The 23,380-nt window shown below is 54.6% G+C and carries 23 protein-coding genes; 3 read left to right on the forward strand and 20 right to left on the reverse strand.

What is annotated here, in order from left to right; all coding sequences use genetic code 11:
- Positions 1–20 precede the first annotated feature (20 nt).
- The 17 genes from rapZ to LOS79_RS24320 form a co-directional block, all read right to left on the reverse strand.
- A complete protein-coding gene (rapZ, locus tag LOS79_RS24240; protein ID WP_315412978.1) occupies positions 21–920 on the reverse strand; it encodes an RNase adapter RapZ in 900 nt (299 codons plus the stop codon).
- Between the two features lie 45 nt (positions 921–965).
- A complete protein-coding gene (locus LOS79_RS24245) occupies positions 966–1,916 on the reverse strand; it encodes an ROK family glucokinase (RefSeq protein WP_315412980.1) in 951 nt (316 codons plus the stop codon).
- A gap of 216 nt (positions 1,917–2,132) precedes the next feature.
- On the reverse strand, positions 2,133–3,392 hold the full coding sequence (locus LOS79_RS24250; protein WP_315412981.1) for a DUF438 domain-containing protein: 1,260 nt from the start codon (positions 3,390–3,392) through the stop codon (positions 2,133–2,135).
- A 13-nt stretch (positions 3,393–3,405) separates the two neighbouring features.
- Positions 3,406–3,633, reverse strand: coding sequence for a DUF1858 domain-containing protein (locus LOS79_RS24255; RefSeq protein WP_315412983.1), 228 nt, complete (start codon positions 3,631–3,633; stop codon positions 3,406–3,408).
- A gap of 162 nt (positions 3,634–3,795) precedes the next feature.
- The gene (locus tag LOS79_RS24260; RefSeq protein ID WP_315412985.1) at positions 3,796–4,593 is read right to left on the reverse strand and encodes a class I SAM-dependent methyltransferase; all 798 of its coding nucleotides are present in this window, start codon (positions 4,591–4,593) and stop codon (positions 3,796–3,798) included.
- 153 nt (positions 4,594–4,746) lie between these two features.
- The gene (trxB, locus tag LOS79_RS24265; protein ID WP_315412987.1) at positions 4,747–5,700 is read right to left on the reverse strand and encodes a thioredoxin-disulfide reductase; all 954 of its coding nucleotides are present in this window, start codon (positions 5,698–5,700) and stop codon (positions 4,747–4,749) included.
- Positions 5,701–5,734: 34 nt separating this feature from the next.
- Positions 5,735–7,483, reverse strand: coding sequence for a tetratricopeptide repeat protein (locus tag LOS79_RS24270; protein WP_315412989.1), 1,749 nt, complete (start codon positions 7,481–7,483; stop codon positions 5,735–5,737).
- Between the two features lie 243 nt (positions 7,484–7,726).
- The gene (locus LOS79_RS24275) at positions 7,727–8,674 is read right to left on the reverse strand and encodes a ribose-phosphate diphosphokinase (protein WP_315412991.1); all 948 of its coding nucleotides are present in this window, start codon (positions 8,672–8,674) and stop codon (positions 7,727–7,729) included.
- A 22-nt stretch (positions 8,675–8,696) separates the two neighbouring features.
- On the reverse strand, positions 8,697–9,524 hold the full coding sequence (gene hisJ / locus LOS79_RS24280; protein ID WP_315412993.1) for a histidinol-phosphatase HisJ: 828 nt from the start codon (positions 9,522–9,524) through the stop codon (positions 8,697–8,699).
- Between the two features lie 13 nt (positions 9,525–9,537).
- On the reverse strand, positions 9,538–10,236 hold the full coding sequence (gene hisIE / locus LOS79_RS24285) for a bifunctional phosphoribosyl-AMP cyclohydrolase/phosphoribosyl-ATP diphosphatase HisIE (protein ID WP_315412995.1): 699 nt from the start codon (positions 10,234–10,236) through the stop codon (positions 9,538–9,540).
- Positions 10,233–10,991, reverse strand: coding sequence for an imidazole glycerol phosphate synthase subunit HisF (gene hisF, locus LOS79_RS24290; RefSeq protein WP_315412997.1), 759 nt, complete (start codon positions 10,989–10,991; stop codon positions 10,233–10,235). The genes hisIE and hisF overlap by 4 nt, the downstream gene beginning before the upstream one ends.
- Positions 10,992–11,750, reverse strand: coding sequence for a 1-(5-phosphoribosyl)-5-[(5-phosphoribosylamino)methylideneamino]imidazole-4-carboxamide isomerase (gene hisA, locus LOS79_RS24295; protein ID WP_315412999.1), 759 nt, complete (start codon positions 11,748–11,750; stop codon positions 10,992–10,994).
- 88 nt (positions 11,751–11,838) lie between these two features.
- Entirely contained in the window at positions 11,839–12,462 is a 624-nt protein-coding gene (hisH, locus tag LOS79_RS24300) for an imidazole glycerol phosphate synthase subunit HisH (RefSeq protein ID WP_315413001.1), read from the reverse strand.
- A gap of 1 nt (position 12,463) precedes the next feature.
- The gene (gene hisB / locus LOS79_RS24305) at positions 12,464–13,075 is read right to left on the reverse strand and encodes an imidazoleglycerol-phosphate dehydratase HisB (RefSeq protein WP_315413003.1); all 612 of its coding nucleotides are present in this window, start codon (positions 13,073–13,075) and stop codon (positions 12,464–12,466) included.
- A complete protein-coding gene (gene hisD / locus LOS79_RS24310; RefSeq protein WP_315413005.1) occupies positions 13,062–14,372 on the reverse strand; it encodes a histidinol dehydrogenase in 1,311 nt (436 codons plus the stop codon). Before hisD ends, hisB begins: the two co-directional genes overlap by 14 nt.
- A 33-nt stretch (positions 14,373–14,405) precedes the next feature.
- The gene (gene hisG, locus LOS79_RS24315) at positions 14,406–15,050 is read right to left on the reverse strand and encodes an ATP phosphoribosyltransferase (protein WP_315422427.1); all 645 of its coding nucleotides are present in this window, start codon (positions 15,048–15,050) and stop codon (positions 14,406–14,408) included.
- 76 nt (positions 15,051–15,126) lie between these two features.
- The gene (locus tag LOS79_RS24320; RefSeq protein WP_315413007.1) at positions 15,127–16,344 is read right to left on the reverse strand and encodes an ATP phosphoribosyltransferase regulatory subunit; all 1,218 of its coding nucleotides are present in this window, start codon (positions 16,342–16,344) and stop codon (positions 15,127–15,129) included.
- 357 nt (positions 16,345–16,701) lie between these two features.
- On the opposite strand from LOS79_RS24320, the gene gnd reads away from it, so the two are divergent.
- The 3 genes from gnd to gntK all read left to right on the forward strand — a co-directional run bounded on the left by gnd (position 16,702) and on the right by gntK (position 20,035).
- Positions 16,702–17,619 carry a phosphogluconate dehydrogenase (NAD(+)-dependent, decarboxylating) gene (gene gnd, locus LOS79_RS24325; RefSeq protein ID WP_315413008.1) on the forward strand — a complete coding sequence of 306 codons (918 nt, stop codon included), beginning with the start codon at positions 16,702–16,704 and terminating at the stop codon, positions 17,617–17,619.
- 91 nt (positions 17,620–17,710) lie between these two features.
- Positions 17,711–18,382: a GntR family transcriptional regulator gene (locus LOS79_RS24330; protein ID WP_315413010.1), complete on the forward strand. Its 672-nt coding sequence runs from the start codon at positions 17,711–17,713 to the stop codon at positions 18,380–18,382.
- 123 nt (positions 18,383–18,505) lie between these two features.
- Positions 18,506–20,035: a gluconokinase gene (gene gntK / locus LOS79_RS24335; protein ID WP_315422429.1), complete on the forward strand. Its 1,530-nt coding sequence runs from the start codon at positions 18,506–18,508 to the stop codon at positions 20,033–20,035.
- A gap of 109 nt (positions 20,036–20,144) precedes the next feature.
- Here the strand turns inward: gntK and LOS79_RS24340 are convergent, their stop codons facing one another.
- From LOS79_RS24340 to LOS79_RS24350, 3 genes are all read right to left on the reverse strand, one after another.
- Positions 20,145–21,302 carry an acyltransferase gene (locus tag LOS79_RS24340; protein WP_315413011.1) on the reverse strand — a complete coding sequence of 386 codons (1,158 nt, stop codon included), beginning with the start codon at positions 21,300–21,302 and terminating at the stop codon, positions 20,145–20,147.
- Positions 21,303–21,332: 30 nt separating this feature from the next.
- Entirely contained in the window at positions 21,333–22,532 is a 1,200-nt protein-coding gene (locus LOS79_RS24345; protein WP_315413012.1) for an acyltransferase, read from the reverse strand.
- A 315-nt stretch (positions 22,533–22,847) separates the two neighbouring features.
- On the reverse strand, positions 22,848–23,378 hold the full coding sequence (locus LOS79_RS24350) for an acyltransferase (RefSeq protein ID WP_315413014.1): 531 nt from the start codon (positions 23,376–23,378) through the stop codon (positions 22,848–22,850).
- Positions 23,379–23,380: the final 2 nt, after the last annotated feature.

Here is a 23,380-nt window from a genome sequence, read left to right on the forward strand (position 1 = left end):
ACTACTCATCCCTTCTCTCGTCAATGCCGGTCACGTTCGGAATCCCGATGGCTGACTGCTACCGATTCCGTCTCGCTCACCCCAAGCATTTTGCCCAGATACTCAGCAATGGCCACAGAGCGGTGTTTGCCGCCGGTACAGCCAATGCCGATAATGATCTGGGACTTGCCTTCTTTACGGTACTGCGGAATAAGAAATTGAAGCATGTCTAGCAGCTTGGTCAGGAACGTCTGCGTCTCAGGCCATTTCATCACATAGTCGTACACATCGTTGTCTTGGCCTGTCTTAGGCCGCAGCTGATCCACATAATGCGGATTAGGCAGGAAGCGGACATCGAACACCAGGTCAGCATCAATCGGAATCCCATACTTGAATCCGAATGAGGTGATGTTCACAGAGAGGGTGCTTTTTCCCAGATGGGAAAAGCGGGTTACGATCTTTTCTTTCAGCTGCGCCGGTTTCATACTGCTGGTATCCAGGCACAGGGTAGCCGAGTTCTTCAGCTCCTCCAGCATCTGGCGCTCCATCCGGATTCCGTCAAGCGGCATGCCCTGAGGGGCAAGCGGATGATGCCGGCGGCTCTCCTTGTAGCGCTGCACCAGCACTGAATCGGTGGCATCGAGGAAAAGAATCTCACAGCGGGTGGCGGACTCGTCCTTGATGTAGGTCAGCGATTCCGACAGCGCGGTGAAGAATTCACGTCCGCGCAGATCAATGACGAGCGCCACCTTGGCGATTTTACCTTTGGACTGCTCAATCAGTTCAGCGAACTTCGGGATAAGCACAGGCGGAAGATTATCGACGCAGAAGAACCCGAGATCCTCCAGGCTCTGCACGGCAATGGTCTTGCCTGCACCCGACATGCCGGTAATGATAATCAGGGTGGCATGGCCGGGCGATGACTGCTCAACTTCGGTCATTACAGCATCCCTCCCTAAGATTAGTATATGAATAAATCCTGCTTCTTAAGAACGAAGCAACAGGCCTGCTGCACCAATAATACCGGCATCATTACCAAGCTCTGCAGGAACAATGGTTACTCCTGTCTGCAGCGGTGCTGGTGTCAGCTTAGCGAATACGCGGCGGACTTCATCAAACAGAATATCGCCGGCTTTGGAGACGCCTCCACCTACAATAAACACTTCAGGGTTCAGTACTGCAGCTACGGAAGCCATGGATTTGCCGAGATAGAAGGCCGCACGGTTCACAATGCGCAGCGCCACTTCATCTCCTGCCTTAGCCGCATCAAATACTTCCTTGGCAGCAATCTTCTCAACTGTAGACAGGGAGGTACGGTCACCGCGGGCTACTGCATCGTTTGCCATGCGGATAATGCCTGTCGCAGAGGAAACGGTTTCCAAACAGCCCATGTTCCCGCAGCCGCACTGGATCGCTTCCAGATCGGGCACTACCGAGATATGGCCAAGCTCTCCGGCCAGGCCGGCGAAGCCTTGGTACACCTTGCCGTTAATAATAATTCCGCCGCCTACACCGGTTCCCAGCGTATAGCAGACACAGTTCTCAATTCCGCGTCCCGCACCGCTCCAAGCCTCGCCCAGCGCAGCCACATTGGCGTCATTGTCTATTTTGACAGGCTTGTTCAAACGACCTTCCAGAATGGAACGGATCGGCACATCTCTAAATCCTATGTTAGGCGCAAGGATGATGATACCTTCACGAATATTCGTAAACCCGGCAAGTCCCGCTCCCACACCGGCAAGCTGTTCCCAGGAGTACGGAGAGTCTTCCACAATCTGACGCACATACTTCTCGATATTATCGATGACAGCATCGACGCCGTCTGCGGTCCCTGTTGGACCTTCGTAAGTGTGCAGCAGGCTTCCCTCGGCATTGCAGATTCCAACCTTAATCGTGGTTCCACCTAAATCCACGCCAACGTAGATATGTTCAGACATGTTACAAGCCACCTTTTTCTATGCTAAAATAGTTAATCCTACGTACCCACTATAATAGAAGGCTTCCCCGCGGTCAAGGAAAGGCGATACACCCGGGTTAATCATTTCCGGATGATCTGTTTCGCTGTTAACAAAAAGACTCTCTTACCCGGCAGGCAAGAAAGTCTGATTGAAATCCGCTGGAGTCCGGCGCTTGCCGGCCCAGTATATATGCCGCTATTCCGACAAAATACGCTTCTGGCCCTCGAGTGCACGGATCGGAGCGATATTCTGGGTGAATTCAAGTGTACCCATATAACGGCCGTTCTCATCACGTACGGCAAAGTAGCGGATATAGATAAATTTGTCTTTGATGTTAATCCAGAAATCCTCGGCATCCTTAACGCCGGCCTTGAAATCCTCGAGCAGCTTCTCCACCACATGCACGCTTTGCGGCGGATGGCAGTTCTGTACAGTGCGGCCGATGACAGCCTTGGTCCGGGCGAAGATCCGTTCCTTCCCGTGTGAGAAATAACGGACTACATCATTCTCATCAATAAAGGTCAGGTCAACCGGCAGGTGGTTCATCAAGGTCTCCAGCTGATGAAGCGACAGCAGCCCGGTCTCGAAGCGGATGAAGCCCTGCGGCGAAGCACCTTCATCTTCAGCCTTAATATCGGCACCTTCCGGTTCAGCGGCACGCGCTGGCACCCATTCCCGTTCCGGAGCTGCCAGGCAGAAGCCGATCTCCTCGCTTTCGCGGGCGATTTTGACCCATTCATCTTCAGTCAGCTTATCCAGCGCCATCGGCAGCAGAATATTCTCTTCCTTAAAGATCATCTCGTTAACTTCCTTAATAATCTCGCTGAGCGAAGCTGCAATATGTTCAGCATCCCCGTTATAGTCACTAAGCGCCTTCTTCGCTTCCTTGATCATATTGCGGATACCGTCATCCACGCCCCACATTACTTTGGTAGGACCGTAGATGCCGTAACGCTCCAGATAAGGGAACAGCAGGTTCTCCTTGCGGCTGTAATGCTTGTCGAGATCCAGCAGCAGACTCAGATCCTCCAGCAGCTTGAAGATGATTTCCTCGCTCTGGGTTTTCTTGAATTTATCTGCGTGCAGCTCCAGTCGGAAGTTAACCAGCCGCTCAATTTCGCGGTTCTCCAGCTTGAAGGTATGCACAGGATGGCCCGGCTGCTCTTCCGGCTGTGCCGAACGGTGAATCTGCTCAATAGAGCCTTTGAAGATCGCTGTGTGCACAGAGCATAGACGCTGCACTTCCTCGACCGGAATCCCCTCTTCAGTCATTAGGGAGTGCTCCATGGCTGAAATCTCCGCTACGGTTACATCACCGACCGCTTCAGCAAAACGCGCCTTAACCTCCTCTACACTTTTCCCAGCATGCAGCTCCTTAATGATCTCCTTCAGCATCGCCTGGCGGCGTGTCTGCTCAGGAACATCTACTTCACGGTTGTTGATTAATTCACTCATGTTAATCTCTCCTCTATTCTATAATCTTGAAACCCTGCTGCTCAAAGGCCAGCCGTACGGTTTCGAGCTCTATTTTCTTCAGCTTCATACCCTTGGATAACGTCATGAACCTGCCTGCCGTCTGCAGCATTCCCGGCTTCGCAATATCGCGGAACCCGAGCTCAACCATAATCTCAATGACTTCCGGATGCCTGCCTACCAGATCAAATATAGTCTCATCAAGCCTTAGCAATTTGTCCATTAATCGTGTACACCTCACAAATGAGAATTCTTCTCAGCAACAGCTTAGCATAGGGTGCAAGCACGAATTGTGATTGGAATCACTAACTTCAAAAAGATTACGGATATTTACAGCAAAAAGCTGCCCTTATACGCCTGCTCTGCATAAGGACAGCTATGTATGTTATAAAGGGGATGTGCCGAGGGCTTCCGCTATAAACAGCGTGCATATATAATTCCTTTGCAGCACACCGCCATTTGAGCTGATTAGTGCATGCAACCTGGAGCCCAGCTCCTGCTGCTTCACTTCCGGAAGCCCGATGAATCCGTTGCTGGTCCGGAGAAAATTAATGAAGCTCTCCGCATTATCGCGGCTGCTCCAGGGATAGCAGTAAATCTCCGGCGCTTTGAATACTCCGCTGTCGCCAAGCTCTGCCGCAGTCATCTCTACCCGCCGCTCTATTTCGTCTATGGTATTAAACCAGAAGACCTCATATTCTGCGCAGACTGCAGCGATTTCCTGCTCAAGCCCGCTGTCCCCCTGCTGATAAAAGTTCCAGAAAAGCGCCAGCTTGCCGCCCGCTTTCAGCAAATGCCCGCATTTATTATAACCTTCCGGCTGCGGCACCCAATGAAAGGCCTGAGCGGAAAAAATCAGATCGAAATCACACTCCGGACCGTCCCAGTGCTCAAATCTCACAACATCAAACCGTACCCGCTTCTCCTTGTGCTTCTGCCTTCCCAGCTCAGCGAGCTGCGGCCCCGGCTCAATGCAGAGCAGCCTGTATCCGCGGTCCAGGAACAGCTCGGAGGCCTTCCCGCTCCCTGCACCGATCTCCAGGATGTCCGACCCGGCAGTCAGCGTGGCAGCTTCTATAATCTGGTCAATCAATGCGGCAGGATAGCTGGGGCGGTACAAATCATATATTGCAGCTGCTTCATTGAACCGTTCACTTTCCTTATGCCAGTCCTTGTTCTCCACCGGATCCACTCCTTATAGCTTGGATACAGATGTGTACGCCGCTTCATGTGCAAAGTTTCACACAAGAAACAAAAATAACCGCCAGTCCCTAATCGGACTGACGGCTGATTAACCCCATTCACGTTTATCCGCCTGCTCTAAGACAGACAGGAATTATTTATCCAGCGACTCGCTCCAGTCATGCACCATGGTGCCCTCCAGGAACTTCTCGGCATCCATTGCCGCCATACAGCCGGTTCCCGCAGCCGAAATCGCCTGGCGGTAACGGGTATCCTGCACATCGCCACAAGCGAATACGCCGGGAATATTCGTCTCCGTGGTTCCCGGATTAACGACGATATAGCCGTTGGCATCGGTGGTAATTTGTCCGCCTAAGAAGGCTGTGTTCGGCGTGTGGCCGATCGCCACAAATACACCATCCGCTTCCACCAGCTCCTGAAGTCCTGTCTCGTTATTGAGCACGGTAAGACCCTTGACTCCCGTATCCCCTATTGTAACCTCAACAGGTGTACGGTTAAGCGCCCAGGATACCTTGCTGTTGTCACGCGCACGGTCCTGCATGATCTTCGAAGCCCGCAGCTCCGGACGGCGGTGGACCAGCGTAACGCTGGAAGCGAAGCGGGTCAGGAAGCTGGCTTCCTCCATCGCGGAATCACCGCCACCGACCACAACAATCTTCTTGTTCCGGAAGAAGAAGCCGTCACAGGTTGCACACGTGCTGACCCCGCGGCCCACATTCTCCTGCTCTCCGGGAATGCCCAGGTACCGGGCAGAGGCGCCGGTTGAGATGATGACCGACTCGGCCTCTAATACGCCCAGACCATCTACAGTCACTTTGAACGGACGCCGGGAGAAATCAACGGATTCCACCCAGCCGTTCTTGAACTCGGCGCCGAAGCGTTCCGCCTGCTTCCGCATGTTATCCATCAGATCAGGGCCCATAATGCCTTCAGGGAAGCCTGGAAAGTTCTCTACTTCTGTCGTCGTTGTCAGCTGTCCTCCCGGCTGCAAGCCTTCAATGACCAGCGGGCTGAGATTGGCACGCGCCAAATAAATCGCGGCAGTCAGCCCGGCCGGGCCGGTTCCGATTACAATCGTTTTGTACATTACATTGGCCTCCTCACAAGCAGATTCAGTTCCTCTAAATATTGTTGGTGGACGGCGACAGGCTGCCCGTTCCCGGCAGCATATCCTGGATGTCACATTCGCTGTCAATCCGCCGGGCATACCGGCTTACCATAGAGACAGAGACCCCGTAACGCTGTGCAGCCTCACGGAACGTAACCGGGTGCCCGTGCAGCTTCGCCGTAAGATAGTCCAGGGCTGCACACCAGCCTCCGTCATTGCGGAATAACGGCACATCGGGATATAGCCTGGCGATGAACTGCTTCCAGATGTACTCTGCATCCTGCTTCATGGCAGCCTCCCCTCTGCGGTCCATCATGGCTGCCGTATGGTCGATAATCCGCTGCCAGTCCTCACGCCATTCGGGCGGACCCTTGAATCCGGCAGCCGCCGGCTCCTGCTCTCCACCGGGGCCGGCCGGTTCATCCAGGCCATCCCCGATCAGCCGCTGCAGGCTCAGCAGTGCTGCTTCCTGCAGCCGGTCCTCCTGCAGCGGCTCCTGCTCCAGAATACCGCGCAGGACTCCGGATATCTCCTCATCCTCAATCCAGCGGAGCGCCTCGGTCACCTGCAGCTTCGTGGAGGCATCCCCGTAACGCAGCGCCCAGAAGAAGGAGGCCCGCAGAAGCGGGTTGCTCCGCACCTCTTCAGTGAACCGGGCCGGGTTGCCCTTCCACTGCTTAAGCTGCTCCTGAAAGGGCAGCTGATAGTTGTAGCTGACTGCCGGCATCGCTTTGTCCTCACTGCGTGCCTGCTGGAGCTGGGAGAGGAAGAAGGCCGGGACTGCAGAAGCCGGATCCAGCTTAGCCGCCTGCCGCCAGCAGCGGAGCGCCTCAGTGTAGAGCCCGCTATTGCTGGCTGCTGCTGCACAGTAATGATACAGCCCGGCATCACCGGCCACCTCCTCATCCTTCAGCAGACGCCGGAAGTGGCTGTAAGCCGCGGTGTGTCTGCCCAGGATGCCCATCGTAGTCGCCATTTTGAACACATGCTCCTGATGGAAGGGCACAGTCGCCTCCAGCATCCCCAGCAAATGTTCAAGCTGCACTTTGTCTCCTGCATACTGCAGGAAAATCGCCATATTGCAGAGCGCATGCAGATTGCCGGGGTCCTGTCTCAGCACTTCGTCCAGACAATCCTTTGCTTTGGCAAACCGGCCCATATAGAAGTAGGCAAGCGCCAGATTGTTGTGCGCAGCGAGAAAGTCCGGGGTGTTCGCAATAATCTCCTCCAGCAGCTGAACCGCCTGCGGAAACTTGCCTTCCTCAAGCATGCTGCGGGCCCGGTCATGCTCGACCACGCCTTCACGGCTGCGGATCCGCACAAGCGGGGCAGGACGGTTCAGCTCATACTGCAGCAGCTCCATCAGTTCTTCAGACTCTGCCATGAACTCGCCGCTCGCGTCCTCCTCCAGATAAGTAATCAGCGAACGCTCCGCCTCTTCAAAGCTTTCCATATTGGCGAAGTTATTAGCCATGTAGAAATGGCATTCCGTCATTGCCGGATCAATCTTCTCCAGGACATGGGTCAGAATCTCGTTGGATGCGGTGTAATTCCCCATCTCAGATAATATACCCGCCATATTACAATGATTCACCGGATTGTCCGGTTCATATTCAACAGCTTTGCGAAAATTCTTTAATGCCTTATCATATTGAAAGCGGTCCAGCGACCGTACGGCTCTTTCAAAGAAAAAATTGGCATCCAGAGTTACCGGAATTACATTATTGTCCTCCGCGGCATTCTCTGAAGTTCTCTCAATCATGGAAGCAAGGCACCTCCCTTTATAAGCTTCCTGGCCTCACGAAAAATAGGAGAGCAGCGTCAAAAATAAACCTGTACTCCCTGCTTTAAGTGTTCTTATCATTTCCATTTATGGTTTCTGCTATCTTCTTCACACAGTATACCACATGTGGAAGGCAGATTCTCAAGTCTAAGGGGAGAGTAATAAGCAGGTAAAAGCTTGAAGGATGCCGTCATTAGCGATAAGCAAAAAGAAACGCAGGGATTAAATCCCCGCGTCTCTGAATAAATTGTCTATGGAACCGCCTTCGATAATAATGCGTGTGGCTTCTGCCAGCATCGGCGCTACCGAAAGCACCGTGAACCTGCTGGAATGATCATCCGGCAGTGCAATGGAATCGGTGATAATAATTTCATCAATATTAGGATGATCCATACGCTGAAGCGCATCCCCGGAGAACAGCCCGTGCGTGGCACAGATGATGCTGTTCCTGGCCCCCCGCTCCTTCAGCCCTTCCACTACATTGACAATGGTAGTCCCCGTATCAATGAGGTCCTCGATAATGATCGGCGTCTTGCCCTCCACATCTCCGATGACATGGGTGATGACCGATTCATTATGGGCCGGACGTTTCTTAATCATGATGGCAAACGGCGAATCCAGCCGGCTGGCCAGCTTCTCGGCCATGGAGGCGCGTCCTGCATCCGGTGAGACAACAACCAGATCGGACAAGCCCTTCACCTTCAAGTAACCGCTGATTAGATCAAGTGCTGTCAGGTGATCGACCGGGATATTGAAGAACCCCTGGATGGCGGCGGCATGCAGATCAATGGTAATCACGCGGGTTGCACCGGCAGTAGTCAGCACATCTGCGACCATCTTGGCCGAGATCGGCTCACGCGGTGCAGATTTACGTTCCTGCCGGGCATAGCCGTAATAGGGAACAATGATATTCACGGTTCTTGCCGATGCGCGTTTGGCTGCATCAATCATAACCAGCAATTCTACAAACAGTTCGTTAATCGGATGAGCCAGGGATTGCACCAAAAAAACGTCGCAGTTCCGGATACTCTCTTCATAATGCACATAAATCTCGCCGCTCTTGAAACGTGTCAGCTTAATCTGGCCCAGCGGTGCACCAAGACGCGCCGCAACATCAGCGGCCAGCTTCGGATTCGACGAACCGGAAAAAATACGTAATTGATGATGCATGGCACCCTCCTGGGATTATAATTTACACTTCATACGGGACGGATGTACGGCGGCGTCCTGCAAATACAGACAGCTCACGGAAGCCTGTACGCCAGAGCATTTCCCGCGCCTCCTGCAGGCCGTCTCCCAGCTTCAGCGGATCATGGGCATCCGAGCCTACCGTAAGCGGAATCCCCAGCCGGAATGCCTGCTGAAGCACATGCTCTGCCGGAAACATCTCGGCACACGGTTTCGTAAGCCCGGAAGCATTCAGTTCCATCGCGATTCCGCTGCGGGCAATCACCTTAAGCGTATCAAGCTCCAGCGCCCGCGCGGCAGCCTGGTCTTCCGGTGCCTGCGGCCCGTAGCCGAACCGTTTAATCACGTCCATATGTCCTATAATATCATATAATCCCGATAACGCCGACTTCTGAACAGCATCATAATAACGGCGGTATACGGCCATTACATCCTGCCCTTCCCAGCCGTGGGTCTGCCGGTGATCCGTAATATCCCATTCCCCGAGAAAATGCACGGACCCGATCAGGTAGTCCCATGGATATGGCGATAAAAGCTCACGGATCTGTTCCTCATACCCTTCGATATAATCCGCTTCCAGCCCTACCCGCAGCTCAATCTGCCCGCGGTAGCGCTCCTTCAGATTAAGGCATTCCTCTACATAACGCGGAAGCTCCGCGAGCGGCATGGCCATCTCCGGGTAGTAATTGTCCGGGTCCACATGAATCAGCGGCAGATGATCCGACAACCCCAGCTGCTCCAGTCCAAGCGCAATACCGCGCTGTACATACTCTTCAAGCTTTCCTACGGCATGGCCGCAGCGCTCATGATGGGTATGGTAATCGATACGCATGCCCGGAATCCCCCTAATCGCGGCGCGGCCGTTCGTGGCGGGCGCTCAGCTCTTCCAGAATCTCATCCAGCGGCAGCTTGCGTTCCTGCAGCAGCACAAGCAGGTGATAGATCAGATCGCTGACCTCAAGGCGCAGCTCGGCATTATCTTTGTTTTTGGCAGCGATGATCGTTTCGGACGCTTCTTCACCGACCTTCTTCAGAATCTTGTCTACACCCTTATCGAACAGATAAGTTGTATACGCTCCCTCCGGACGGTTCACTTCACGCTCAGCAATGACGCGCTCCAGCTCAGCCAGCACGGCAAAGCGGCCGTCCTCTCCTGCCGGGGAGAGAACAGCCGCTGCCGGAGCTTCCAGAGGAATCTCGCGGTAGAAGCAGCTGTTCTCTCCGGTATGGCAGGCCGGGCCTTCCGGCACTACCTTCACCAGAAGCGTGTCGCTGTCACAATCATAATGAATGGAGGAGATGGCCTGGGTGTTGCCCGAGGTTCCGCCTTTATGCCACAATTCACTTCTTGAACGGCTCCAGAACCAGGTCTGGCCGCTTGCAAGGGAGCGCTGCAGCGACTCCTGATTCATATAAGCGAACATTAACACCTCAAGGGTCCGTGCATCCTGCACTACAGCCGGCAGCAGTCCGGATTCATTCCAGCGGATGCCCGCTACAGCCTCTTGCTGAAGCTGCTTCGTATTGTTCTGTTCCTCGCTCATCGGATCTCTACCCCTCTTTGCTTCAGATCAGCCTTCAGATCATGAATAGCAATCTCTTTATAATGAAAAATCGTTGCCGCAAGTCCGGCATCAGCTTTGCCTTCCGTAAATACATCATAGAAATGGTCAATCCGCCCGGCACCGCCGGAAGCAATTACCGGAATGCTCAGGGAATCGCAGACTGCCGCCGTCAGCTTCAGATCGAAGCCGTCCTTCGTGCCGTCCGCATCCATGCTTGTAAGCAGAATTTCACCGGCTCCCAGCCGCTCGGCTTCCTTGGCCCAGGCCAGCGCCCGGATGCCGGCAGGCTTACGCCCGCCGTGCGTATAGACCTCCCACTCGCCCCAAGCCTCGTTATATTTGGCATCCATCGCCACTACGATACACTGGGAGCCGAAGCGGCGGGCCCCTTCGAGAATCAGCTGCGGGTTATTGACCGCCGCAGTATTGATGCCGATTTTGTCCGCACCGGCGCGCAGAATCCGCTTCATATCCTCAGGGGTCGAGATGCCTCCGCCCACCGTGAACGGAATGGCAATCTCGCCGGCGGTCTGCCGCACCACCTCAATCATCGTCGCCCGGCCTTCTACCGAAGCAGAAATATCAAGGAATACCAGCTCATCCGCACCTTCACGGTCGTACAGCGCCGCCAGCTCCACCGGATCTCCGGCATCACGCAGATTGACGAAGTTAACACCTTTTACTACCCGTCCGTCCTTAACATCCAGGCAGGGGATAATCCGTTTGGCCAGCATTTAGAGACCTCCCCGTGACCCGGAAGGCTGGCCCAGCGCCTGAAGCGCCGACGTCAGATCAATATTCCCGGTATACAGCGCCTTGCCGACAATCGCCCCGCCGATTCCGCTGCCGCTATGTACGTTCAGGCGCAGCAGATCATCCAGGCTGGTCACGCCGCCGGAGGCAATTACCGTTTTGCCGCTTGCTGCCGCCATAGACAGAATTCCCTCTACGTTCGGCCCCTGCATCATGCCGTCACGGGAGATATCCGTGTAGATGAAGGTTTCTGCGCCTTTCGCCGCCAGCTCCCTGGCCAGATCCTCAGCACGCACCTCGGAGGTATTCAGCCAGCCGTGTGTCGCAACGTAGCCGCCCCGCGCATCAATGCCGATTGCTACTTTATCACCATATCTGGCAAGCACCGCTTCTGTAAAAGCATGATCATTAATCGCTGCCGTCCCGATAATAACCCGGCTGACGCCAAGGCCCAGCAGCTTCTCCACATCAGCCAGAGTGCGGAGACCGCCGCCGACCTGAACGGGAACGTTGGCATTCTTCGCTATAGCTCCGATAATGCTGTCGTTGACAGGATGACCAGCCTTCGCCCCGTCCAGATCCACAAGATGGATAAACTGCCCGCCCTGCTCTTCCCATGACTTGGCTACAGTCACCGGACTATCGTTGTAGATCGTTTCCTGGCTGTAATCCCCCTGCTGCAGCCGGACGCATTTGCCGTCCCGGATATCAATTGCCGGGTATACGATAAAAGAAGACATGAAGCACTCCCCGCTTTCGTTGCAGTTATTTTATTCGTACTGTATGAGGCTCGTATTGATCTATGATTATAAACTGCCTGTTAGTTAATTAAGCCTGTTCTCTTCGCAGCCGCAGGAAATTACCCAGCAGCCTGATGCCAAGCTCCCCGCTCTTCTCGGGATGGAACTGCATCCCGTACACATGATTCCGGCCCACCACCGCCGTTACCGGATGCCCGTAATCCGTAACGGCAAGCAAATCGCTGTCCGAGCCGGTCAGCACATGATAGGAATGGACGAAGTAGACATGGCCTTCCGTCAGGCCGCTCAGCAGCGGACTCTCAGGCTGGAGGAAGCTAAGCTTGTTCCAGCCCATATGCGGCACCTTGAAGCCATCGCGCGGCGCGAAACGTACTACAGAGCCAGGCAGAATATCCAGCCCGGTATGCTTGCCATGCTCTTCGCTGCCGCTGAAGAGCAGCTGCATCCCGAGGCAGATGCCGAGCAGCGGCTGCCCGGCAGCGGCTGCCGCCTGAACTACCACATCCATTCCGCTCGCCCGCAAATGCTCCATTGCATCGCCGAAGGCACCGACCCCGGGCAGGATTACGCTATCCGCCCCCAGAATCTCCTTGGGGTCCGCCGTCACAAGGCTTGTATACCCCAGGCGTTCTACCGCCTTGCTGACACTGTGCAGATTGCCCATGCCGTAATCGACGATTGCTACAGTCATGCTACAGCACTCCCTTCGTCGAAGGCACGCCCTTCACGCGGGGATCTACTTGCGTTGCTTCATCCAGTGCCCGGCCCAGCGCCTTGAAGACGGCCTCAATCATGTGATGGGTATTGGAGCCGTAATGCACGATAACATGCAGTGTAATTCTCGCCTCCAGCGCGAATTTCCAGAGGAACTCGTGAACCAGCTCCGTCGAGAAGCTGCCCACCTGCTGGGAAGGATAGCTTGCCCGGTATTCGAAATGCGGACGGTTGCTGATATCAATCACGACCTGGGCCAGCGCCTCATCCATCGGAACGAAGACACTTGCGTAACGCTTGATGCCTTTTTTGTCGCCCAGCGCCTCACGCAGTGCCTGTCCGAGACAGATGCCGATATCCTCCACCGTGTGGTGGTCGTCAATATCGATATCGCCCCGTGCCTGGACGGAGAGGTCGAACTGCCCGTGCTTCGTGAACAAGTCCAGCATATGATTCAGGAAAGGCACATCTGTCTCAAGCTCCGATACCCCGCTGCCGTCCACCGCAAAGTTCAAGGTAATATCTGTTTCGTTCGTTGTACGGCTGAGTCCGGCCCTGCGCAGGACCTGTTCGTTATTATTGTTCTCCATTTCCGTCTCCACCTTTCGCTTCATTCTCCAGCCGGATTTCAATCGCACGGGCATGGCCTTCCAGCCCCTCGCGCCGGGCGAGCTCTATAATAGCTGCCCCGTCCCGCAGCAGCGCTTCCTTACTATAATAAATCAGGCTTGATTTCTTAATGAAATCATCCACATCCACCGGCGAGGAGAACCGCGCCGTGCCGTTGGTCGGTATAATATGATTCGGTCCGGCGAAGTAATCGCCGACCGGCTCTGAGCTGTAAGGACCCAGGAAGATGGCCCCGGCGTTCTCGATTGCGCCAGTCAGTCCCATCGGGTCCTTCACTACAATCTCCAGATGCTCCGGCGCCAGCCGGTTGACTACGGAGATGCCCTCCTCAAGCGAGTCCACGACGATAATCGCGCCGTAGTTCTCCACCGAGGCCCGCGCGATTGTCTCGCGCGGCAACGCCTGCAGCTGCCGCTCCACCTCGGCAGCCACCGCCTCCGCGAGACGCTGCGACGGCGTCACGAGGATCGCCGAGGCCATCTCGTCGTGCTCGGCCTGCGAGAGCAGGTCGGCCGCGACGTAGGCGGCCTCGGCGGTATCGTCGGCGAGCACGACGATTTCGCTCGGTCCGGCAATGCTGTCGATATCGACAGCGCCGTAGACCTCGCGTTTGGCCAGGGCCACGTAGATGTTCCCCGGCCCGCAGATCTTATCGACCGGCACGATGGACTCCGTGCCGAACGCCAGGGCGGCGATCGCCTGCGCGCCGCCGATGCGGTAGATCTCGTGTACGCCCGCTTCAGCGGCGGCCACGAGAATATAGGGATCTATGCCGCCGGAGCCGCCTGTCGAAGGCGGGGTCACCATCACGATCTCCGGCACGCCGGCGATCTGTGCCGGAATGACGTTCATCAGCACCGAGGACGGATAGGCCGCCTTGCCGCCGGGAACATAGACGCCCACGCGCTTCAGCGGGCGGATAATCTGTCCGAGGATCGTGCCGTCCGGCTGCAGATCCATCCAGGAATTACGTTTCTGCCGCGCATGGAACGCGCGGATATTAACGGCTGCCGCGCGGATTGCAGTCACGAAGGACTCCTCTACCCGGCCATAGGCGGCCTCAAGCTCCTCCGGTGTGACCCGCAGCTGCCCGGGCGTCAGCACAGCGCCGTCAAAGCGCTCCGTATAGCGGAGCAGCGCTGCGTCGCCCTCCTGTTTGATATCCTTCACGATAGCCCGGACGGCCTCATTCTGCTCAGGCGTGCCGTATTCCACTTCACGCTGCAGCTTGAACTCCTTGCTGGACTGAATCTTCACCGCTGCTTCCCCCTTGAATCCGTATTTTCACAGCTATTTCAACTGCAGGCCCGGCTTAGCAATGACTCCCTGCAGACGGTCGCACAGCTGCTGAATTTCCTCATTCTTCATCCGGTAACTTACCCGGTTAGCCACCAGCCGGCTTGTGATTTCGAAGATGCTAGTCATCTCAACCAGCCCGTTATCCTTCAGCGTCTGGCCGGTCTCCACCATATCAACGATCCGGTCAGCCAGGCCGATCAGCGGAGCAAGCTCGATGGAGCCGTTCAGCTTTACTACCTCGACCTGCTGGCCTTGCTCGCGGAAATAGCGCGAAGCCACATTCGGATATTTGGTTGCTACCCGCTGCTGAATGCCCGGCTGCCAGCCCGGAAGTCCGATAATCGACATCCGGCAGCGGGCGATACCCAGATCCAGCAGCTCATACACATCGCGGTTCTCTTCGAGCAATACGTCTTTGCCGACAATCCCGATATCCGCCACCCCGTACTCTACATAAGTAGGCACATCGACCGGCTTAGCCAGAATGAACTCCATCCCCGCTTCCGGCAGGGAAATCACGAGCTTCCGTGATTCTTCCCCGTCCGGGGGAATTGCCAGCCCCGCCTGGCGGAACAGCTCTGCCGCTTTATTGTAAATCCGGCCTTTCGGCATGGCTACCTTAAGAATCTGTGCCATCATTATCAGCCTCCGTTTCCATTTCCGCTTCTATAGCCACACTATATCGTTGAGCAAATTCATCATACCGCGCTGCTCATCCATGCTCGCTGACGAACGATACGAATGTATAGATCTCTCCATACCGCTCACCTGCTGCTTCTATCGTATCGGCATCCAGCCGTTTCACCGTCTTCAGATCGTCCGGACCCGCAGCCAGCCGTGTTACTACGGCATGGCCTTCATTCCGCAGCCGTGCGGCCTCTTCCAGGCCCTCCTGGCGCCGCAAAGCATCGTATTGCACCAGTACGGGCAACTCTTCCTCTTCAGGCTCACCCGGTACACCGTCCAGAATCCGGTTTGTCTTCAGTGAGAAGCCTGTGGCTGGAATCGGCCGTCCAAACTGCTGAAGCAGATTGTTATAGCGCCCGCCGCTGCATACCGGGAAGCCCAGATCTGCTGCATACCCCTCAAAGGTCATGCCGGTATAATAGGAGAAGTCCCCGATCATGGTCAGATCGATCAGCACATGCCGGGAAACGCCATAAGCAGCCAGCACTTCCCATACCTTGCACAGATGTTCAATGGAGGTGCGGGCCAGCGGATGGCTGCTCAGCTCCAGCGCCTGGCCGCAGATTTCCTTGCCGCCGCGCAGCCGCAGCAGCCCGTCCAGCTCCTGCTTCTGGGCTTCCGGCAGCTCGAGGCGCTGCAGTGCCTCACGGAAGGCAACATAATCGCGGCCCAGCAGATGGCTCTTCAATTCCTCCTGGGCGTCCGGGAGGCCTGAAACGGCTTCCTGGAACAATCCGTCAAGAAAACCGACATGCCCGAGCGCAATTTTGAAAGACTTCACACCTGCCGCCTGCAGCGAAGCAATGGCCAGCGCAACCACTTCGGCATCGGCCTCCGGTGAATCATCACCGACCAGCTCAACACCGGTCTGGAAGAATTCAGCCTCCCGGCCGGCCTCCTCTTCAATTGCCCGGAAGACATTCGCATGATAAGACAGGCGGAGCGGCAACGGTTCATCTTTGAGTAAGGAGGCGACCACACGGGCTACTGGCGCTGTCATTTCCGAGCGCAGTACTAGTGCCTGGCCGCGGTTGTTAAGTAATTTGTACAGCTTCTGGTCTGATGTGGAGCTGGCCACACCGACCGTATCGTAATACTCAAGCGTAGGAGTAATCATTTGGCTGTAGCCCCAGCGGCTCATGCAGTGCAGCACATCATTCTCAATCTTGCGCAGCTTCGTTACCGCACGCGGCAGATAATCGCGCACACCGGCGGGCTTTTCGAATCCTTTGGGTTTACTCATATTCATGGGTCACCTCGTCAGTTGACATATAATAGTTCTAGCATTCACTATTGTACTGGAAATTTATAATTGCTTTACTATGGTAAAGTGGTAGCAAATTAAAGCGTCCTTGATATGGTATCATGGACTGCTCTTTTCCGTCAATTGAACCCTTTGTATAAGAATAAATATACCTCTCCCCTTGTCCGCCGTACAGTGCATGCTTACAAACATGGAGCTTCGGCAGTATTAGAATATTTCCGGCCTATGCATTGCAAGTATTACTTTACAAATGAGGAATGACCGGAGTAGAATACAGACAAAGTTGTATACAAGTATACAGGTAAATTGATAAAAACTGCTGAGGAGTGAAGAACAATGAAGCTGGGCCTGATCGGACTGGGCAAAATGGGCTATAACCTGGCACTGAATCTGCTGAACCATAAGCATGAGCTTGTAGTCAGCGACATTAATCCGCAAGTGGGCGAGCAATTAGCAGGGTATGGCGCTGCTCCGGCTGCCTCTTTGGAGGAATTGGTCGCTATGCTTGCGCCTCCCCGGGTGATTTGGGTAATGGTGCCTGCCGGTGAGGTTGTGGAAGGGGTAATTACTACCCTTGCCGGACTGCTGGAGCCGGGTGACATTCTGATTGACGGCGGCAACTCTCACTACCGTGAATCCGCCGCCCGGGCGGAGCTGCTGCTGCAGCGCGGGATATACTTCTTCGATTCCGGCACCTCCGGCGGAACCGAAGGTGCTGCACACGGGGCATGCTTCATGGTTGGCGGTGATGCGGCCGTATTCCGCACCATTGAACCGTTATTCCGCGATCTGGCTGTAGATCAGGGCTATCTGTATGCAGGGGAAAGCGGAAGCGGGCATTTCCTGAAGATGATTCATAACGGCATCGAATACGGCATGATGCAATCCATTGCTGAGGGCTTCGAGCTGCTTGAGCGCAGCAGCTTCAGCTTCAACTATGAGGATGTCGCCCGGCTGTGGTCCAGCGGCTCCGTCATCCGCGGCTGGCTGATGGAGCTGGCTCAGCAGGCTTTTGCCAAAGACCCTAAACTCTCCGGCATCCGCGGTGTGATGCAGAGCTCAGGTGAGGGCAAATGGACGGTGCAGACCGCCCTCGAGCTGGAGGCCAGCACTCCGGTTATAGCCCTGTCACTCCTGATGCGCTACCGCTCTCTGCAGGAGGATACGTTCCACGGGAAGGTGGTCGCTGCCCTGCGGAATGAATTTGGCGGCCACGCCGTCCTGCCGGGTAACGGAGCGTTTAGCTGCTGCTAAAGCGTTGGTGACGTGAGGACATTGTATGTTAAAATCGACTAGAGAGTCTGATTCTGGCCTATACAATAATCACATAGAGGAGTCGTTTCACATGCAATATCCCGTCACCTGGCTGAAAGGGGCTTCGCTTGGAGAATCTATCGCCTGTGAACTCAGGCTGCAAATTATAAATGAGCAGATCAAACCGGGCGAGGTGCTCTCCGAGAACCGGATTGCTGCAGATTTCAATACCAGCCGCTCCCCTGTCCGCGAAGCGTTCAAGGCTTTATCGGGCGAGGGATTAATCCGTCTGGAACGGATGGGAGCCGTGGTGGTGGGCCTGAGTCTCCAGGATGTGAAAGAGCTGTATGATGTGCGGTATCTTATCGAGAGCTTTGCCCTGCAAAGGCTCGCCGCAGCCAGCCAGGACGGGCTGATTCTGCGGCTTGAGCAGCTGATTGACCAGATGAAGCTGGCGGTTAAATATAATAATTCCGTTGAGTTTGCACAGCAGGACTTTGCTTTTCACGAGACGATTGTCACTGAAGCAAGCCATACCCGGATTCTGCACTTGTGGAACAGCATCCGTCATATTGTTATGACCGTCATTCTGATTACCACTGAACAGGTCTTCTCCCTGGGGGAAGAGCGGATGAACTGGGTGGCTGAGAAGCACCGCACACTGGTGGAAGCTCTGCGCTCCGGCAACCCGGATACGCTACACAGGGTAGTTCAGGACTATTTCGAAGATTCCGGAAAGACCTTGACCCGCAGCCTGTCTTAATAACTGATTAACTGAGAACGTTCTGTCTGCTTATCCTAGGCTGATTTGTAGCTCTGCGGCTGCCGGATGACAGAGGAATTCGCGGAAAGAAGGTCTGAACCGTTGAGTACATCCTCATCCTATATGATCGGTGTAGATATCGGCACCACCAGCACCAAGGCTGTCCTCTTTGAGGAGAACGGCCGTATCGTTACCCAGAGCAGCCAGGGTTACCCGCTGCACCAGCCTTCCTCTTCTGTCGCTGAGCAGGACCCGGAACAGATCCTGCAGGCCGTAATGGATACCCTGGCTACAGTCATGCAAGCCAGTCAGCTGCCGCCGGAACAGATTCTGCTTGTCTCCTTCAGCTCGGCTATGCATAGCGTTATTGCGGCAGATGCTTCAGGCAAGCCGCTGACCGCCTGTATCACCTGGGCCGACAACCGGAGCAGCAGCTACGCCCGGAAGCTGAAGGACGAGCTGAACGGACATGAGTTGTATAGACGGACCGGAACACCGGTTCACCCTATGTCCCCTATTACCAAGCTGATGTGGCTCTGCAGCGAGCAGCCGGAGCTGTTCCGGCAGACCCGTAAGTTCATCTCGATCAAAGAATACATCTTCTTCAAGCTGTTTGGTGAATATGTAATCGACTATTCCATCGCTTCATCTACAGGAATGTTTAATCTGGAACAGCTGGACTGGGATGCTGAGGCGCTGGAGATTGCCGGCATTACCGCGGAGCATCTCTCCACACCCGTGCCTACCACACATATCATGAAGGAGCTGCTGCCCGAAATGGCGGAGGCGCTTGGACTGCTGCCTTCCACGCCCTTCATCGTCGGAGCCAGTGATGGTGTCCTCTCTAACCTCGGGGTTGGTGCGATCAAGCCGGGAGTTATCGCTGCTACAATTGGAACCAGCGGGGCCATCCGCACTGTCGTTGACCGCCCGCTGACCGATCCCAAAGGGCGGACCTTCTGTTATGCGCTTACCGCCAGGCACTGGGTCATTGGCGGGCCCGTGAATAACGGCGGCATGCTGTTCCGCTGGGTACGGGATGAGTTTGCTGCCTCTGAGGTTGAGACTGCCAAACGCCTTGGGATAGATCCCTATGAGGTACTGACACGGATCGCCGGGCAGGTACCCCCGGGCAGTAACGGCCTGCTCTTTCATCCCTACCTGACGGGAGAACGGGCGCCCCTGTGGAATCCCGATGCCCGCGGCTCCTTCTTCGGGCTGAGCATGAATCATCATAAGGAGCATATGATCCGCGCAGTGCTGGAGGGGGTAATCTTCAATATGTACACCGTTCTGCTTGCCATGGAGGAGATCATCGGGCGTCCGGGCACCATCCTGGCTACCGGCGGGTTCGCCCGCTCTGCACTCTGGAGACAGATGATGGCCGATATTTTTGACCAGGAGGTAATCATTCCCGAGAGCTTTGAAAGCTCGTGCCTTGGAGCAGCTGTACTGGGATTATATGCCATAGGCCGCGTCGATTCACTGGATGCTGTATACCCGATGATCGGCTCTACCCACCGGCACGAACCTGTGCCCGAACATGCCAAAGTCTATAAACAGCTCCTGCCCATCTATATATCCGTATACCGCAGCCTGGAAAGCCAATATGAGGCGATTGCCGAGTTCCAGCGCGGTCAGGCCGGGGAATGACGCAGCAGCAGCATATCAAGTATATCCCCGGTTAAACCAAAAGCGCCGTCCGGCCCGCATCTGCGGCCAGTCGGCGCTTTGTTTATAAAAAGTTGCTTAGCTTATGCAGCTACACCGCTTTGCCCGGTGCTGATTTCACCTGCTGCGGAGCCGAGCCGAATACAATCCAGGCCGGCTTCACGTAACGGAAGGCGAACGACACTACCATCCATGAGCCTAACATCGCTACCAGCCAGCCGCCGGCAATCGCCGCGGTGTAAGCAAGCGAGCCGCCATGAAACGGCAGTTTCCGGTAGAAGAAGAGCAGGGCGGGATGCAGCAGATAGATCCCGAAGGAGCAGGCTCCGGCTGAGAGCAGCAGCCGGGTCAGCAGGCTGCGTCCTGCCCCGTATAGCAGAAATGACAGCTGCAGCAGCACCAGACAGGAGAGCAGCGCATGTAGATTGGAGAAGCCCTCGTACCACAAGCTGTTAATGACTGTTTTCTTCGTATAATTGTTAAACCACAGCTCGACATGAACAGCACCTGCTGCTATCCACATCACCCATAGCACCACCCAGCCAGCCCCTTTACCGGACCGCCAGCCTTCACGTGAAGGGATCAGCCACTTTTTGAGCGGGCTGTAATATACGGCAACGGCCGCACCCAGCAGGAAATAAGAGAAATACGTAATGGCCAGGCTGCCCTTGGACAGCTGCCAGTACCCGTGATTCGTCATATATTTGTTGAGCAGCACGAATCCCCATTGCAGGGCAAGGCCGATGAGCGGAGCCCAGGCGGCCATACGTCTGACCTTCTGCAGACACCAGAGTATCAGCGGAAACAGCACGTAGAACTGGATGATAATAATAATATAGTAGAGATGCGTATACGCTGTGCCAGTCCAGAGGTACTTGCCGAATTTGGCAGCCAGCTCCTGCACCGGCAGGCCCCAGGTATGCCCGGCTGTCATTTTCAGCATAAAGTACAGCACTGAAAAGACAAGATAAGGCACAATAATATAGATCAGCCTGCGGCTATAGAACTTTGCAAGCGTCTTCCCGCCAAGCGGACGGTCAATATAGTTGTAGAACAGCACAAATCCGCTCAGGAATACAAACGAAGGCACTGCGAACTGGCTGAACTTATTAATGAACAGAAACGGATGAAACATGGATGTACCTAGCGTTTCCGCCAGTGTCCGTGAAGTGGCATGGATCGCAATTACCGCAATAATCGCAATCGCCCGGAAGATATCAAGCTGGGGTATTCTTTCTTTTTGAGCCATTGTCTTTCCTCCTGCTGTTAACCTGTTATGTTATGATTTGCTGATTTCTTTCCCTGCAGACATCCTTCCGCTGCCGCCTGCCACAGACCCGTTCACAAGTGAACGCGGTACATTACCGAGGGCAACCCATGAAATACGGATACGGCGGAAAGCGAATTGCACAATGATCCAGCTGCCGGCCAGCGCCGCAAACAAACCGCCATAAACGTATAATACATACACAAGTGAGTCTGTAGGGATGCTCTGGCCGAATCTGCGGTAGACGGCAAGGAGCAGCGGATGAATCAGGTATACCGCGAACGAGAGCTCACCCAGCCGGGTTAACCAAGCAGTAATTGCCGCTGGTGCCTTGCGGTAGATTACAAAGGTGGTGTAGAGCAGCATTAAAGCTGATAGCATCGTATGTATATTCCATAACAGCTCGTACCAGAGCGAGTCGGTCCAGATCCCGTAATGGCGCGCTCTGTACCACAGCTGTACATGTATAAAGGCGGCTGCCAGCCACATGACCGTAAGCAGTACTGTCCGTACTTTATATCTGACTTCCAGTTCACGCCAGGGCCTCATCAGCCACAGCTTCATCTGCTCAAATCGGATAGCCATGTACGCCCCGAGCATATAGTAAGCCAGGTAGGAGATGGACAAGCTTCCCTTCTCCACAATATGCAGCTGATATTTGTTCCAGAAGATGAACCCCCACTGCAGCGCCAGACCGAGCGGGAACGCCCAGCGTACCCAGAACTGTGAGCTTTGCAGCAGCTTCAGCAGCAGCGGGAACAGCAGGTAGAACTGGATGCTGATAAATACGAAATATAAATGGGCATACGCCGAACCTGTGAACAATGCCGCAAGGAAACTTGTAATACTCTTCGCCGGATGCTGTGTCAGTATTCCGTTTACGTACAGGGTCAGCCCGTAATAAGCGGCCGATGCCAGCAGATACGGCAGGAGAATGAACTTAAGCCTCCTCCGGTAAAAGCTCCCGATCAGGCTGCGGTTGACCGGACGTCCATAATAATTATAGAACAATACAAAGCTGCTAAGAAAAATAAATGACGGTGTACCGAATTTGAAGAAAATGTTGATCCAGTTCAGCCAGTAATAATAAGGCGACTGAAGTGCCAGCTCCCCGGCGGCAAATGATGATGAGTGAACATGTAATACGCCAAGGATGGCTAAAGCACGGAAAATATCAAGCTGGGGCAGTCGTTCCTGTTTGGCAGCATTCACTATAAGACTCCTCTTCTCTGCTAATGATCGCTGATGACCGGCGCCTAGCGGAAGTAATAGCTATCAGGAAGTCTGCCCCTGCTGATTGTTCATTCTGATAAGTGCTGTGCGCCTATCCGCGGTAAGATCCGCTTCTGCACTACAAGTATATCTTGAGTATATACCCGCCGAACACTTAAAGGTTGCTGAAGATTAGTATTTTTAAGGAAAAGCTGTTTCTGCTTGTTGAATTATGCAAATTACGCAAGAAACCCTGCAGCTCCTGCGCAACTACACGCAATATGAAACTGCAGGGTTAATAACCTGGCTTATACTCTATTCTTCTGCGAAGCGCTCTTCAGCAAGGCCTGCAGGATGCTCTGTGGAAGCAGGACGCAGCTCGCGCAGCGGATTGCCCCCGACGAACGTGCCGGCGGCCACATTTTTATGCACAACAGAACCCGCCGCAACGACGGCCCCATCCCCGATGGTGACACCAGGCAGAATTGTGGTATTTGCTCCAATCAGCACATTTTCGCCAATGACGACCTCACCGAGACGATACTCTTTAATGAGATATTCATGGGCAAGAATCGTTGTGTTATAGCCTATTACCGAGTTCTCTCCAACTGTAATCATTTCCGGAAAAAACACATCGACCATCGCCATCAGTCCAAACGCTGTATGCTTGCCTACCTTCATACCGAGTACCCGGCGGTAGATCCAGTTCTTGAGCGGCAGAATCGGACAATACCGGGCAATCTGGATAAAGATAAAATTGCGCACACCCTTCCATGGACTGACTGTGCGGTAAATATACCAGAGTGAATTATGCCCCTCTACCGGATAGCGGGTTATCTTTCTCACGG

Origin of the sequence: Paenibacillus sp. MMS20-IR301 (assembly GCF_032302195.1) — a bacterium.
In the GTDB taxonomy this organism is placed as follows: Bacteria; Bacillota; Bacilli; order Paenibacillales; family Paenibacillaceae; genus Paenibacillus_AQ.